Below are 16,519 nucleotides of genomic sequence, written 5' to 3'. Positions count from 1 at the left end.
TGCATATTTTGCCCAAGATAATGATATCCAAAAATGGATTCGTAAATGTTTATTATCAACGGATCAAAGTATAATTAGGTTTGATACTATTCAACAACAAATGTTGGGCCTAAAGTCGGTATACAATTAATATGAAAAGTAAAATTAAAAAACACGTCTTTGGTTATGATGTGTTTGAGCAGAATATTCCTTTTTCTCATTTAGATGAAGGGGATATTCTACTCAAAGTTGACAATGATTCTAAGAGAAATCATAACTGGTCATTTATTAGCATGAATGATGATTATATTGAATTGATTGATCAATCTTATGCTCGGCTAGGTAAGTCTATAAGCATGTTTATTTTTATTTTACCTATATGGTTGTTTTCAATTGGTTTGCTGATTTATTTTTTAACTAATCCATTTTTTGATGATGGGATTGGTATGTATGTATTTATTATAATTGTTTATTTATTTTTTATAATACTTGTCTTTTATGCATTTATGAGTCCATATTTTAAATACGACCATAAACAACCTATTTGTAAGCCTGTTCTTTTTAATAGAAAAACAGGTAAAGTTTTTTTCTATATTAATGATCAAGAATATATAGAAAAGAAATGGACAGATGTAGTTTATATTATGGGCAGTAGTTTTGGGTTGTCTGGCATTCCATTACGAGAGCTTCGGGCACATATCATCGAAGACGGCATCCTAAAACATACCTTTGTGATTGGCTTTCCAATGATTGGAATATTCCGTACTCAAGGTTTATGGACTTTTATTTGTCATTTTATGATGAAAGGACCAGAGGAGCTATACCCCAAACCGCATCCTATGTACGGTACCATTGATCCTTTTACACAACTAACTTATTGTCAAAATGTTCAAGGCGCAAAAGAAAGCTGGAAAGAGACCTGGAAGTCATTTCGGATCATTTATCACTATAATTGGGTTCCATCATTGTTTTCTTATCCCTTTGATGTGTGTAACTTTGTGGCGCGAAGAATTTTATTGCATATCAAACCATTGCCTGTTTGGCATGATGATGTGATAAGAAAAAATAAAATGAATTTACAGCGGCCAGAAGAAATCAGTGCAAAAGATAATTTTGAATTTACGATGTTTAAAATGATGGATAAATAAAAAGCTCTTTCGATTTTTCAATATAAATTAAGGGAATAGGCTGAATATGACTACCACCTAACGCCTACATCAAAGTCACGTAAGCATTGTATTAGCTTATTATTTATTGATTTCAATTTGATGCGAAAAAATAAAGCATTATGTCTGTGAGCCGCAGAGTTTTGTACCGTTGTTGCAAACGGGCTATAGATGTTTTATCAAGCTTTCAGAAACGCCTGACTATACTCAATTTTAGCATGAATATTATTGGGTTTATAAAGATCCGATATGGAAAGCCGAAACACGAAAAAATAAAGCTGAATTGGAGCGGGTCCTTTTGATAGAGATATGCTGTTAGCAAGCAACATTGAGATGATTGATACTTCACTAGAATTAAATAACCAAAATGGAATTTATCAAGTGTGGTTTATACAGCGAAAAGACATATTTTGGCTGACATCCGCTGTTTCATCACGTTCTTTTAGAATGGCTGTAGGAGGGGCTTTTTGACGGTAGATATTCATGCCATCACCGCCCCCAGCATTATCACCACCTTGTGTAAAAGAACTGCGCATGACTTTTTCTGTGCCTTGTTTGGGTCCTTGTGGATTGTTAACAGGTGACTCTGCATAGTAGTTTTCACTATACCAGTCTCTGACCCATTCTTTATTGTTTGTCACCATATCGTAAATTCCCAAAGGATTTGGTGATACTTTTCTAATATAGGAAGATGTCCATAATTATTATACCCATATTTAACAGAATTGGTTTTGAGTTGTTCATAGCTTGCAATATTTACCCCATTTTTCATGGTGCCATCATTGGTTGCATAGAGAAGGTATTGTCCACGGTTTCGGGCAGCATATTCCCATTGTGCTTCTGTCGGTAAATCCATTTTTTGCCCCATTTGATTGCGTAACCACTGACAATACTTTTGTGCGCTGATATTGAGATGTATCGTGACAGAGAGCGTAATCACTTAACACGTCTAACTCAGTTTAGAGGGATTTATGCGATTTGTTCAGCAGATGCTGTGCTTAGAACTGACCAATCTGATCATAATTTGCCGTTAGTTGGACATTGTGTAGAAAGTCCTTTTGCGTATGTGTATAGCTTTGATCGGGTCTTGATGGCAGGTCTGTTATTGAGTCAGGTTTAAAGGAAATTAGTGTAACTTGGGGTAAAAATTTAGATCTGCATTTTTTTAATCACTAGATTTCATTAGAGATTTTGGATGAGTTAAATTGCCACCACCACCTCAATATTAGCAATGTAACTTTCTATACATTTAATATTAAATAAAGATTTATTAAATGCTACACAAATTTATTGTTTAACTCTCAAAGAGGTTTTCAGCAGCCATTTATAAAGTTAGTGGCTACTGAAAATTGAAATATAAACTGGAAAACGATAGATATTAGAACTAAATTTTTTTATCTATTTCTATTTTCATGTAATTAAAAAGATTTTCAGTATCTCTAGCTTTAGGAGTGTTATCTGCATTTAAAATACCTTCACTAATTAATCGATCTCTTAATTTAGTTTGATTTGTGATGTCAGTGAATGTGTAATCAGCCTTCAAATTGTGGATCAAAGATTTAAAATCTTGAATCTTTGGGTCATTAAACAATTGTATTAAACGCTCAATAAGCGGATGTTGTGGCATAGCCACTGTCTCATCAGCTGATGAGACAGTTAGCGATTCCTCATTTACCTGATGTTCTGCAATTAAACTGATTTGCTCTTGTATGTTTGTCGATGAGGATTGAGGCTTCGGATGCTCAGGTTGCTGTACTGACATAGGGGGATTTAAATCATTTATTTCTGGTACCTGTGTTATTTGTGGCTGAGTGTGCAGATCCTTTTCTGATGGATGAGTGATGGCTGTTGATACTGTGAGTTGAGTAATATTCGAAGCGTTGATATCTTCTTTTTTTACTGTAGGTGTGACGTCGGAGATCTGTGATATCTGAATGCTACGCTGAACTTCAGTCCAAGTTTTAGAAATTTCTTCATTAAGTTCATTTAATGTCGTTTCTAGAAATTCTTCGTCAGCAATGCTTGGCAAAGCCTGTTCTAAATCGGATTGATGAGTCGTCTTAAAACATGGATAGGCTTTTGTTTTGTAGTAATAAAGTGTATTAATAAATTCAGATGGCAATAACTTTCCAATGCTAAAAGCTACCAAATACGGTAAGTCGTTATATTCTTTACATTCTGATTCTATATAAAAGAAATTAAGACTTAAAATGTCTTCCTTTAATGCACTTAAATTTAGTGGATAGTTATTTTTAATTAACATTTCATAGTGAAAGTAGAGAGATAATGCAAGCAGTGGTAAATGCTTAATTTGAGATTCTAGAAGCATGTATTCCGTTAAAATTTTTTCTCTCAAAATTTGCTTAGACAAGAATTTTGATGTGAGTTCATCTTTAGTCTGTTGCTCTTTTAAAGAGCTATAATATTCTCTTGAGCTACATAAGTTAGAGATTTCTTTATATTTTTCAATGAGGACAGGATCATTGACCTCAAGATTAAATAATAAACGGGTAAACATGCCAGCATAGGCTTTAGTGTTATCAAAACTTTCTAAAGAGAAAAGCTGCTTTTTAGCTTTTTCATCTTGTGCTTGTAGATGAGAAATTTCATATTTACTGGGGTTGAAATATTCATTTAAAGTTTTATTGTTTATTAAATCAAATAAAGACTCTTTAGAAATTTTATTTTCAAATATAAGTCCAGTAAATTTTAGTGCCTTTTCATGCTCTAAAATCTTTTTTTGATCTAAGCGATATGCTTCCCAAAATTTTTCTATCTCTAAATCTGTTGCTAAACTAACCTGTAGATTATTGGCACTATGCTTTAATGCGAATTTACCCCGTTCCGTTAATGCATAAAATTGTTGCACGGCTTCTAAATTAATATAGCTAGCCAAAGTGTGTTCAGACTGATAAGTAGAAGATGAATATGATTTAGATAGTTTAGCAAGGATATACTCATTATCATCTAAATGCGTAATATCGGCCGCAGTATTCATTAAATTAAAAAAACTATGTTTAGAGTTCTGACATGGTTGAATTCTAAAACTATGTATTTTTAATAAGCCTTGAGAGATCCAGTTATTCCATTCTTTAAAGCTAAGAACAATATATTGGCCATTGATCATTAAAAGAACTCCTCATCCTCATCATCTTGATTAGGCTGATATTTAATTTGAGTAATATTTGGAAGATTTTGAATTAGTTTATGGGGGATAGACGTGTGGTAACTCATAAATAGATTACAACGGCTTCTTGTTGTTGCTACAAAGAGTAACCGCTTATCTAAATCTGGATTTTTTTCCAACACAAATGATTTGACAATATCTTTATTACTATTTAACTGTGGAATAAAGACTTGCTCAAAATCTAGACCTTTTGAGCTATGATATGTCATTAGGTATACCATTGGCTTTGATGGCATCTCGTTAAAGTCGCCAAAGTCATTTCCCAAGTATCTGATGTTAATATTATTGTCTCTTAAATAAGCATTTACTTGTCTATAATCATATCGGTCACTTTTACCTGCTTGATATGAAAATAATTCATCAGCATTTTTAGAAAAAAAATGTTGGATGATCACTTGAATAAGCGAACTAATATCTTTGTGATGAGATAGCAATATACAACTAGGCTTGTCTGGTCTAGCTCTACTTAATGCTTCTTGGGCTGTCCAAATGAATTCTTGATTTTGATTTTCAAATTGGATCAGTCTAGCGGTTGTATTTGCCAAAGTATTTCCTGGTTTTCCACTAAGTAAATGATTATTCGGTAAAATACTGAAAGCAATTTTAGCTAAGAACTCTGTAAGTCTATGAATAATCATTAATACATGTTGGAAAGGATTAACCGTTTTAATAATTTCTGATTCTGTAGCTGACTGTTCATAAATAGATTGGGCACAATCGCCAGCAATAATTAAATGCGTTGATAGTTTCTTGATTGTATTTAAATCTTCAGCAGAAATATCTTGAACTTCATCTAGAAACACGAAATCGCATGGCCAATTATTTTTTAAAAATTTGGTATGTGTAAGGAAGTGTACCCCTTCTACATTTTCTTCTTTAAAGGCACTAATTGCTAAATCCTTAAGAGCATGTGTGTATGTCAAATAACAAAAAGAAGCATTAGGGTATTCAAGCTTAAGTTCTTGTGTCAAAGCTGCTAAAACTGTTGTTTTTCCAGTACCAGCAGCTCCTCGAACCCAATGAACATGACTTAAATTGTTTTTAATTGATAGAATGTATTGGCGTTGCTCTTCACTCAAATTTTGCTTTTTAATCCACCAAGCCATAATTAACCCTCTTTCACGCCTAAATTTGGTTTTAGACTAGATACTAAATTTTCAGAGGAATATAACTCTTTATTCTCATGAATGATTCTTTTCTTCGTATCAGATGCTGTAGATTTAAGCTGTTCATAACCGTCAAGTATCTCACATACTTCAATCAGATCATCACAATTTCGAATTGTTACATCATTATTGTATAGTTCATCTTGGAGTAATATGAGTGATTTTTCTAGTAGCAGGCTACCTTCAATATCACCACGGAGTTGGAGTATTTTTCCAAGTGACAATAATGCAGAAGTGTAGTTTGGATCATGTTCTAATGCTTTACGAAGATAGAGCTCCTCTTTCTCTCCATATGACTTGCAAGCAATATTAAATGCATTGACAGCATTTGGTGAGCGTTTGTAAGCAATTTCGGCCCAATCATTCGATTTTTGTGATTTACCCGCCCGAGCATAATTGTAACAAATGTTAGTAGCATGATTCGCATTACGATCTAAGCGTTCGATAGCAATGTAAAGATCTGCAGCTAATTCATATGCTCCAGCTTCTGAACAGGCTGAGGCATACTCAACGGCAATATCTATAGGAGGGCGGCCATTATAATCTAAAAGTGCTTGATTAAACTTTTGCTTCGCTCGAAGCATGTGTTCTTCAACTTTTGTTAAAGTATTATTGGCTAGAGGATTTAGAATAGAAGCGTTTACTTTTATCCCATCGATTACCGCTTCAACATTAAGAAGCTTTTCATGATTAATATTGGCGTAGACATCAACGATAGCTCCTTGCTTAAAATAATCTTCTTCTATCTCTACAGTCAAAATACCCAAAAGTTTACTTTTGCTACCTACGCAAATAGGTAAATCTATAATGTTTTGATCATCACGGGTGACTATTAGTTGAGTATGGAAAGGCTGTGGGGTAGGAACCTCAGTTGATGCTGGTATGATTGTTTCCAAATGCTCATGAGAGGTGATGATATATATAGCTTCTGAAACAATAGGCTTAATAAAGTCAATTCCTAGACCATGATAGCTAAATGAATGAATTGCTGCTCCGAGAGAAACATGAGCTCTTACATCCTTGGGTAAGATTGCCTCTACTTCATTAGAGAACTCATTCATGTAATTCATTACGCATGATTGTACTAATGGGTTAAGACAACTTCCTCCGATGAAAAGAACACCATCTATGTCTTCACGTTCTATATTCGCTTTAGATAATGCATCTTCAATCGGAGAGGCTAAATGCATCGGTGTGTGTATACCATCATACATCCCCACAAAATCATCCATGATAATTTTAAATTCACCAAGACATAGAGATGGCTTTGTTAAATTTAATTTACAGTCTCTAACTTTAATTCCTTCTAGAGAATGTAATGTAAAAATTTCACTAGAATATTGATCTAAACTTCTAAATTGATTTATATTTTTTTGATCAAGCCATTTGCAAACAGCTATTTTTAATTGTTCTGCTGTCGCTTGCAAAACAGGAATGACAATTTCTGAAATATCTCTAGAATCGGGTTGAAAATGTGTGTTTTCTTTTAAAAGTTGAGGTAATAGTATATTTTTGGCTATAGCTCGATCGATATCATCGCCACCTAAAGCTGTAAATTTTGAAATTGCTAGATTTTTTGATGAAAATTTGTTGTTGAAAGCATCAACTTGAAGAACTGTCACATCACATGTTCCTGCACCAAAATCGTATACAAGAATGTTTGTTGGTCTAGACTTGAGTTTTTCTAAAAAAGGATGTGTTGTATTATTTCTAGTACAATCATATACAAAGCTTAAAAATGCGGCATTAGGTTCATCAATTAAACAACATTGACTCTCATCAATCCCACACTCTTCTAAGCTATTGAATAGACTACGTCTTTGATTAGCCTCAAATGAAGCAGGAACTGAGAAGGCAAATTTGTAATTTTCTAAATTTGAATTTCCAGTTTCATTCTTAATACTTTCTAAAAGCTTACTAAAAAAAACTTGAGTAGCATCTTCTGCTGTCTCAATGATATAAGGCTGAGCCTTGCTCTCAGATAGAGCGGTCAATGGATAAGTGGGACCTATTGCTAACCCTAAGCGCATTTTAAATGATGAAAAAACATTGCGACTTTCAGTTAATAGCGATTTTAATCGATATGCATCTTGGCCCCAAATAAGAGTTTTATTTCGCCACGCAAGTACTGTATTCACTAGGTGATGCCGTATGGTCGCACCATATTCATCGGGTTGATTAAGAGTAAGTGTTTTTACTTTTTCAACGGAGTTCTCAGTAATGACTACCTGACTTACAACTGTTGTAGATGTGCCAAAATCAATACCAATATAGAGCTTATTGGGATATGAAGGAAGTTGGTTTTTTTCTGAATTTTGATTAATAAGCCAATTTGTATTGCAAGAATGTTCTATAGGCATTTTAATTAAGGTTTTTTGAAGGAGAATAAATCTATTATGTTGTTCTTAGGGGAGTTATTCAATAGAAGTGAGATAAGTCGGTAATCCCCCCTTAATGAAATAAAAGTGTTAAAGATAATTTAGACTAAGGCCTGCAACAAAAAGAGACACAAAGTGTCGCTTAAATATAAATCAATATAGACTAAACAAGACCGAATTTAGTAAAATTGGCCACAGATTAAACCTACAAAAACTAAATAGAATGCCCAATAATATTCATGCTGAATTAGAGCAACTTGGACTTACCGCACAAAAACGTGCAATACACGTACAGTTTAGTAACGGCACGCTCAACGACCAAGTCTTCCTTCAGCGTATTGAAGGCACGCATGAATTAAATAAGGGTATTCATTTACAACTCATCTGCCTTTCGACCTCAGCGAATATACCTTTAAAGCAATTCATTGGTGCACAAACAGCAATTGATATTGTCAACGACAAATCCGAACTCAATCGTATTTCTGGTATTGTGACCAAAGCCGATATTGGTGCAAGTGATGGATCGCTCACGATTTATCGCTTAACCGTAGAGGACCCAACAGCACTCTGGAAACACCGTCGAAACTCACGCGTGTTCATGAATAAGTCTGTGGTTGACGTAGTGCAAACCATCTTCTCTGAGTGGCAACAAAAAAGTCCATTATTTACTTCAAGTCTGACATTGGATAAAAGTGGACTCACTAAAGACTACGATATTCGTCCATTCATCATGCAGATGAATGAACGGGATATAGACTTTGTTCAACGGCTTCTCGCATCTGAAGGTATTAACTGGTTAATTGATGAAGCACAACTGAAAGTCTCCAGTTCAAGTGAACAAATTCAACCCCAAAAACTCCGTTTGATTGATGATAATGCCCAGTACAAAGCTTTGGATCGACGTAATATTCGCTTCCATAGAAGCTCGGCAGTAGAACAAACTGATTCGATCACCAATTTTATTGGACGGCGTAGTATTCAACCGACTGCGGTTCACATCCAACGCTGGCAAGCTGATGCACTTGAAACCGAAGAAGGCGCAGGCTCAATACAAAGCAAACACAGCCATAGTGAAAACCAAGACAATGCAAGCCTTGGCTTAGAACAGGCATGGCACTTTTCCCCTGCATGGATACAAGACCTCAAAGGTGAAGATGGTGCAACCAAATCAGGCAATAGTCAGATTGAAAAGTTTAATGAAAACCTGAGCAACTACTACGACTCACAAGCCAAACAATTTACTGCAACCTCAACCGTGCGTGATGCACAGGTAGGTTACTGGTTTGAATTCAATGAACACCCAGAAATTGATGAACATGATGGCGCGGATAAAGAATTCCTAATTACTGCTAAGTCCTTTTATAATCAGAATAATCTTCCCAAAGACTTAACCGATCAAGTCACAGCCTTGCTTAAACAAAGTAATTGGCAACAAGTTGATATTCAAACCAATAACCAAGATGAACGTCAAGCTAACAACCTCGTATTGCAACGACGTAATATTGCCACCGTTCCTGAGTATAATCCTCTCACCCAAAGACCAACAGTACATCCCATGCGTGCCAAAGTGGTGGGTTTAAGTGGAGAAGAAATTCATGTCGATGAATGGGGACGCATCAAAGTTCGATTCCTATTCACCCGAAATGAAGATAATACTCATGATGGTGGTGCAGGCTCAAACGACAATGACACCGATTCCGCTTGGGTCGATGTACTGACGCCATGGGCAGGTGAAGGCTATGGAGCAAGATTCCTACCTCGTGTGAATGAGATTGTTGTCATCGACTTCTTTGATGGCAATATTGACCGCCCTTTTGTCATCGGACGTATTCACGAAGCACAACGTAGTCCAACCAAATTCGATAGCAAAGGCAAACTACCTGATACCAAAAAACTGGCAGGTATTCGTTCTAAAGAAGTCAAAGGTGAAGGCTTTGGGCAACTACGCTTTGATGACACTACAGGACAAATCAGCACCCAACTGCAAAGCAGTCACGGTGCAACACAACTTAACTTAGGTAAGTTGAGTCATCCTAAAGACAAAGCTGAAAGCGAAGATCGTGGTGAAGGTTTTGAACTGCGTACGGATCAATGGGGTGCAGTCCGTGCAGGGCAAGGTTTACTTGTAAGTACCTATAAACAAGACCAAGCCAAAGGTGAACATCTTGATGCTGAAATTGCCAAGAAACAACTGGAAGGCAGTCAGACCAACAGCAAGGCTTTAAGTGACATTGCCAAAAACCAAAAAACCGATGAAATCGAATCAGTTGAACAACTGAAAGAATTTGCTGAACAGCTTGAACAAAAGATCGCGAAATTTAAAAAAGCGATACTTTTACTCAGTTCACCTGATGGTATTGCATTGAGCACACCTGAAGATATTCATCTCTCTGCGGATGCACAGATCAACCAAATTGCAGGCGATAGTATCAACTTCAGTACGCAAAAGAACTGGATAGCACAAGCACAAAATAAGCTCAGCTTATTTGCTGCGCAAGGTGGGATCAAAGCTGTAGCTGCACAAAGTAAAGTTGAAATACAAGCGCAGTCGGATGCTTTGAATGTATTGGCTAAAATGGGAATTACCATTTCTTCGACAGATGATAAAGTGGTGATTAGCAGTCCGAAAGAAGTTCAGATCACAGGTGGATCTTCTCAAATCACTTTAAATGGTTCAGGGATATTTCAGAAAACAGGTGGGAAGTTTGAAGTTAAGGCTGGGCAGCATGTATTCCAGGGTGGGGCGAGTGTTAGTGCTAAATCTAGTTTACCTCCACCGCCGAAACGTGCTCAGGGTATCTTAGAATTAATTCATGACTATACACATGGCGAGTTCGTCAAAGCTGGTGAATACACAGTTACAGATACTTTAGGTAAAGTGGTCAAGGGTAAACTTGATGACAAAGGTTTTGCCCGTGTATCTGGATTGGCTGCTGGTGCAGTTAAAATTAACTTTGAAGATGATAAACGTGATCCTTGGGATGTAGCGAGTGATTTTAAACGTGAAGTTGAGTGGCCAAATAAAAATGATCCTGATTTAGCAGAAACAGCTTCAATTTTAGAAAGTGTAAGTAGAAAAGCACAATCTGCTTTAGGTGATTTTGCTAAGCAACTCAAAGATCCTAAAAGTTTGATGAAAAATATTGAATTAGCTAAAAAAATTAAATCAGATGGTGCAAAAACGCTGCTTCCGATGATCAATAGCCAAGCTCAAGGGCTAGTTTCAGAAACAATTTCAAGTTTATTGCCGATTACACAATCAAAAGGTGGTTTGATGGCAAATATGGAGGGAGGCTTTATCGCCTCACAAACTAGTGGGTCAAACCTGACGAGTATAAGTGGTATTGCTCAAAATAACTTACCTCAGTATTTAAAAAGCCCTTTTGATAAAAATTGATAGAGAATAAATAGAATGGCTCAAGCTAAAACAGAAGTCGTAAAACCACTTAATGAAGTGGCAATTGCAGATATTAATAATTCTAAGCAAAAAATTGATAAGTGGTTAAAAGATCATACCCATCAACTTGTGGGATTAGACCTTGTTAGTAATGTATTGGGTACAGTTCCAATTATTGGCAATGTCATGGCTGCAATTGATGTGGTGACTGACATTCTTCATATTTATGATAAGGGCTATCAAAAGGCGGATGTCTTTGATTGGACAACCGTGGGTATTGATTTAATTGGTGTTGCTCCTGTTCCTGGTACAACAGCTATTCGTACTTCAGCTCGACCAGCTTTATTCTTAGTCCGCCAAGAAGTTAAAAGAGTTGGCAAATCTGCACTAACTGAAGCTGTTATCACAGTCATCGGTAAACATCTTAATGATCAAGTTGCAGGAAATATTGAGAAGTTTTGTAAAACAGGATTGACACAACTTAATACAATTTTAGGGAAATGTGGGGATACCATACAAGGAGCTACCACTGAAATTAATGGTGGTATTACTCGCGTTGTAACACAAGGTAAAGTATTTACCAACGCAGGTTCTAATCTAACGCGAGCACAGCAACAGGCGGTAGGTATTGCAAAAGGTTTGCAAAGCGGAGACCTGACTCGTGCAGGAAAAAACCTTGTATATATGACAGAAAATTGGGGTAAAGCATTATTTAAATCCAATGTAAATAATAATGCAAAAGTAGTTTCAATGTTGGTTCCCCAAAATTTAAAACAACCTGTTTTAAATGTAGGTGCAACAATTGATAAAGTTGGCGTAACCGCCAATCAAAAAATCAGAAAGCTTGGTAATAAAGCAGAACCGCAAACGATAGGCTGGTTATTTGAAGTCCTAAGAGTAGGTGCAGGACGTTTCAGAAAGAATAATAAGTCAGCCCAAGTCAAAGCAACACAGACCACACAAGCAAAGAATGATAAAAATAACGCTAAATTAGAAAAATCAAGGAATGAACATCAGGCAACAAATAATGCCAATCAATGTAAGAACTGTAATGGCAGTACTGCAAAATCTATCACCTTCGCAATGGGTACAGAATTTTTAACGCATGCCGATGCTCAGATTCATTCTTTAATTCCTGAAATGTTGATGCGTTTTTACGTTTCTAACTTATATCAATACGATGATTCAATTTTTGGTGCACGTTGGACTACACCATTTAGCAGTAAAATTGTGCCTTGTACCCAATATAATGAAAAGAACCCTAAAGAGAATACGGTTTTAAAGGGATGGGAATACATTGGTGTAGATGGACGTCCAATCAAGTTGAAAGAATTAAAGGTTGGGCAAAGTTTTTATGATGAGGTAGAGACATTTACTTACACGGTCGTCTCTAATGAAATTCGGGCAATTACTTTTGGTTCAAATGAATCACGTTATTATCAAAAATATAACAATGAATATCGACTTACATCAATAGAGCGACAAAATGGATTTAGTGTCGGATTACGCTATGACCATGTATTTGACGATCAAAGTTATTTGTCAGACATCATTTTTAAACAAGACCAAAAAGTTTTAGCACATCTCGCATTACAATTAAATCAATATGGCTTGGTAGAAGCGGTATGGTTAGTCGAAGATGGACAACTTAAACGACAACTCTCCGCCTATGTTTATAATGATCAACGCGATTTGATTCAAGCAACCAATGAATTTGGCGCATCATACCAATATACTTATCAGCATCATCTTCTAACTCGTTATACCGATTTAACCCAACGTGGTATGAATCTGAAATGGGATGGGAAATTACCAAGCTCAAAAGCGATTGAAGAATGGGCAGATGATTATAGTTCAGCTCGAAAACTGGAGTGGGACGAAAATGTACGTGTCACATCAGTAACGGATGTTGAGGGAAATGTTACTGAACATTATTACGGTATCACTGGTTATACCTACCGTATTATTTATCCTGATAATTTACAAGAATGGTTCTTTAGGGATGATGCTAAAAACATTACCTCTCATGTAGCCACAGATGGAAGTGAAACAACATACTCGTATGATGAACGCGGTAATGTTTTAACGACAACCCAAGCTGATGGCGCTACCAGTTATTTTGAATACGATGACAAAGACAACCTCATTGGTATGGTCGATGCTGAACAAGGTCGTTGGTTTAGAGAGTACGACGGTTCAGGAAATTTAATAAAAGAAATTGATCCGCTGAAACATGAAACTGCTTATGCCTATAATGGGATGGGTTTAGTGACATCAATCACCGATGCCAAAGGTGGCTCTAGAGCCCTGAAATACGATGATCAGGGCAATTTACTCAGCTATACTGACTGTTCAGGCAAAGAAACAAAATGGCAATATGATGAACGTGGGCGTGTTAAATCCGTAGAAAATGCTCTAAAACAAAAAGTTGAATACTTCTATAGTGATCTGACCACAGAACAACGAGAACCCATCATCAAAGGTTTACCCCTCAATGCCTTTGGTCAACTGGAAAAGATCAAACATGCTGATGGGACTGAAGAACATTTTGTCCATGATGCTGAAGGACGGTTACTTGCTCACGTTGATGCTAAGCAACAGCAGACACGCTATGAATACGATGCAGCAGGTTTAATAACCAAACGCATCGATGCATTAAACCATACGTTAAAATATCAATGGGATCGTTTAGGACGCCTAAAACGATTGACCAATGAAAATGGTGCAAGTTACGAATTTGTTTACGATGCTGGCGGTCGTTTAATTAAGGAAATCGATTTCGATGGCAAAGAAACAATTTATCATTATGATGAGTTAAATGGTCGACTCACCACAAGTATCGAGGTTGCGTCAGCTTATGGACAAGATTTAAAAGACCGTGCAGCACCGAAAGACCGAATTCAACAATTCATCTTTGACAGTATGGGACGTTTGGAACAACGTACCGCAGGCTATGGGCACTATGGCTTAGAACTAGAAGAGAAACTGACTGAAGAATTTGCTTACGATTACATGGGACGTATTCTGCATGCCAAGAATGCAGAAAGTAACCTAAAATGGTTCTACGATGCAGCGGGTAATGTGATCAAAGAACACCAACAGGATTATAAGAGCAACACAACAGCGGTATGGAAACACAGCTACGATGAAATCAATGATCGAATCAAAACTATTCGACCAGATGGACAAAACATTGATTGGCTCACCTACGGTACAGGTCATGTACAAAGCCTGATTGTCAATGGACAGGATTTAGTCAGCTTTGAACGAGATGATTTACATCGAGAAATCACAAGACACTACGCCAATGGCATCAGTCAAGAACAACAGTTTGACCTTGCAGGACGCTTACACAGCCAAATCATGCTCAATGAACATGACAATGGCTACCAAAGCCAGTACAAAGAAAAAAATAACCAACAGAACAATGCGCTGCAACAGACCAGTCAATTGATTCAACGACTGTATCAATACGATAAAACAGGTGAATTGACTGCGATCAAGGATACACGACGTGGTAACATTGCCTACAAATACGATCCAGTCGGACGTTTACTTGAAGCAAGCAGTAAACTCGGTAAAGAGACCTTTAACTTTGACCCTGCTAGTAACATCATAGATCGTTACAATGATGATAAAGCGCAAAATCATGACCAAAGCCACCAACAACAAACAGAAGAAAAAGGCTTTGGCTACAACCGTCTAGTCAATAACGTGGTGAAAGAATATCTCGACCAACAATACCAATATGATGCATACGGGCAACTCATTCGACAAAAATCTACGCAAGGTGATTTAAACCTTGAGTGGGATGTGTATGGACGAATGATCAAAAGCCGTAACAGCCAATACACCGCAGAATATCGTTATGACGCTTTAGGTCGTCGTATCCAAAAACGTAGTAAACATCACCATACAGGTGATGAACATAACATCATCTATGGATGGGATGGCGACACATTGGCTTATGAATCAACGGAAGAAGCCACAAAGCATTACATCTACGAAAAAGACAGCTTTGTACCTATGCTACAAGCGGTCTATCAAAGCCCAATAGAGTTACACCAAACGCCTGATTGGTCAGACAAGCCGTATAACGTGCATCGTGATCCATTGTGGAGAACTACGAAGCAAAGTAAAGGCTTTGATGATGTATGGTTTTACCATTGTGACCATTTAGGTACACCACAAGAAATGACTGACCATACAGGTTCGATCATTTGGAAAGCTGAGTATAAGGCTTGGGGTGAGTGTAAGGCTGAAAAGGCTAAATCGAGTTTCTTCGAAAACAGTGAAATTATCTCAAACAACATTCGTTTCCAAGGTCAGTATTTCGATCAGGAAACAGGATTACATTACAACCGTTATCGGTATTATTCGCCTTATGTGGGGCGATTTGTAAGTCGTGATCCTATCAAATTGTTAGGTGGTTATAATATTTATCAATATGCCCATAATTCAATTAGATGGGTAGATCCATTAGGTTTAGCTCCTAAAAAGGAGTGTAGTACACCTAAAAGAGAACCAGAAATTATTAAACAAGCGGGTTCATTTGAAGCTGCTCGAAAAGAAGCTTTACAATTAATAGGACCCTTAGTTCCCGGTACAAGACAAGACCAAATTGGAAACTTAGGCGAAGGCAAAGGGAAGAAGGTAGGCTTTTTTGGTATAAGTGCTACAAAAAAAGAATATGTTCGATATAGATTGGATTATGATCCTATTAAAGGTCCTCATATCAATGTAGACGTAGGCAAAGGTGTCTGTGGAAAACGCTATGCTATAAAATTCCCAGGAAACGAAAAAACATTCATAACTCTTTTAAAAAGGAATACCTAATGTTGACACCATCATTTATTTCAAAAGAACTATTAGGCTCGGTTGAGCTAACAACCACAGATTTAGAAAAGGAAATTCTTAATTTAGGATTAAATATAAAAAGTCATGGGGTGATTGATAAAGAAACTTATAAGCTTAATCTTCTTGTTCAGAATGAAAGAGATTTCTTACTTAATAAAATACGTGAATTTCTTATTGATAAACCACTTTATGAAAAAGTGGAAATATTCTGGTCTAACTTAAATAAATATTCAATTATTTGCGAAATTGCATTTATTCTCGAAAATTTAGACAGTATTTTTGATGAGGATTGGGATTTTTGGATTGTGGATAAAAATAAAAAATGGATTATTGAAAGTTATCATGAAGAAGAATTGGCAATATTTCTTATAAATTAAAGTGTACTAGCT

General features: G+C 36.4%; 10 protein-coding genes. 5 read left to right on the top strand and 5 right to left on the bottom strand.

All coding sequences use genetic code 11. The features are described 5' to 3' along the window. Nucleotides 1–131: 131 nt before the first annotated feature. Nucleotides 132–1,127, top strand: coding sequence for a hypothetical protein (locus B1201_RS13555; protein ID WP_078193999.1), 996 nt, complete (start codon nucleotides 132–134; stop codon nucleotides 1,125–1,127). Nucleotides 1,128–1,522: 395 nt separating this feature from the next. Here B1201_RS13555 and B1201_RS17250 read toward each other — a convergent pair whose 3' ends face one another. Beyond that, nucleotides 1,523–1,789, bottom strand: a complete 267-nt coding sequence (locus tag B1201_RS17250; RefSeq protein WP_078193998.1) for a hypothetical protein — start codon at nucleotides 1,787–1,789, stop codon at nucleotides 1,523–1,525. Next, the gene (locus B1201_RS17245; protein WP_257229886.1) at nucleotides 1,783–2,001 is read right to left on the bottom strand and encodes a formylglycine-generating enzyme family protein; all 219 of its coding nucleotides are present in this window, start codon (nucleotides 1,999–2,001) and stop codon (nucleotides 1,783–1,785) included. Before B1201_RS17245 ends, B1201_RS17250 begins: the two co-directional genes overlap by 7 nt. 57 nt (nucleotides 2,002–2,058) lie before the next feature. On the opposite strand from B1201_RS17245, the gene B1201_RS13535 reads away from it, so the two are divergent. Next, nucleotides 2,059–2,265, top strand: a complete 207-nt coding sequence (locus B1201_RS13535) for a hypothetical protein (protein WP_228144786.1) — start codon at nucleotides 2,059–2,061, stop codon at nucleotides 2,263–2,265. A 264-nt stretch (nucleotides 2,266–2,529) separates the two neighbouring features. Here the strand turns inward: B1201_RS13535 and B1201_RS13530 are convergent, their stop codons facing one another. The 3 genes from B1201_RS13530 to B1201_RS13520 are packed head-to-tail and all read right to left on the bottom strand — an operon-like array spanning nucleotide 2,530 to nucleotide 7,858. Next, nucleotides 2,530–4,272: a hypothetical protein gene (locus B1201_RS13530; protein WP_078193996.1), complete on the bottom strand. Its 1,743-nt coding sequence runs from the start codon at nucleotides 4,270–4,272 to the stop codon at nucleotides 2,530–2,532. Then, complete coding sequence (locus B1201_RS13525) at nucleotides 4,272–5,438, bottom strand: 3'-5' exonuclease (RefSeq protein WP_078193995.1); 1,167 nt, start codon at nucleotides 5,436–5,438, stop codon at nucleotides 4,272–4,274. The genes B1201_RS13530 and B1201_RS13525 overlap by 1 nt, the downstream gene beginning before the upstream one ends. Nucleotides 5,439–5,440: 2 nt before the next feature. Continuing rightward, nucleotides 5,441–7,858 carry an Hsp70 family protein gene (locus B1201_RS13520; protein WP_078193994.1) on the bottom strand — a complete coding sequence of 806 codons (2,418 nt, stop codon included), beginning with the start codon at nucleotides 7,856–7,858 and terminating at the stop codon, nucleotides 5,441–5,443. Nucleotides 7,859–8,099: 241 nt separating this feature from the next. Here B1201_RS13520 and B1201_RS13515 point away from each other — a divergent pair, with 241 nt between their 5' ends. The 3 genes from B1201_RS13515 to B1201_RS13505 are packed head-to-tail and all read left to right on the top strand — an operon-like array spanning nucleotide 8,100 to nucleotide 16,507. Beyond that, nucleotides 8,100–11,273 carry a type VI secretion system Vgr family protein gene (locus tag B1201_RS13515; protein WP_078193993.1) on the top strand — a complete coding sequence of 1,058 codons (3,174 nt, stop codon included), beginning with the start codon at nucleotides 8,100–8,102 and terminating at the stop codon, nucleotides 11,271–11,273. Between the two features lie 15 nt (nucleotides 11,274–11,288). Next, nucleotides 11,289–16,109, top strand: coding sequence for an RHS repeat-associated core domain-containing protein (locus B1201_RS13510; RefSeq protein WP_078193992.1), 4,821 nt, complete (start codon nucleotides 11,289–11,291; stop codon nucleotides 16,107–16,109). Next, nucleotides 16,109–16,507 (top strand): hypothetical protein, encoded by a 399-nt coding sequence (locus B1201_RS13505; protein ID WP_078193991.1) that lies wholly within the window; start codon nucleotides 16,109–16,111, stop codon nucleotides 16,505–16,507. The genes B1201_RS13510 and B1201_RS13505 overlap by 1 nt, the downstream gene beginning before the upstream one ends. Nucleotides 16,508–16,519 lie beyond the last annotated feature (12 nt).

Origin of the sequence: Acinetobacter sp. ANC 5600, from assembly GCF_002018395.1 — a bacterium.
GTDB classification, from domain to species: domain Bacteria; phylum Pseudomonadota; class Gammaproteobacteria; order Pseudomonadales; family Moraxellaceae; genus Acinetobacter; species Acinetobacter amyesii.
Note: the sequence above shows the minus strand (reverse complement) of the source record. Positions and strands in the feature narration are given on the sequence as shown.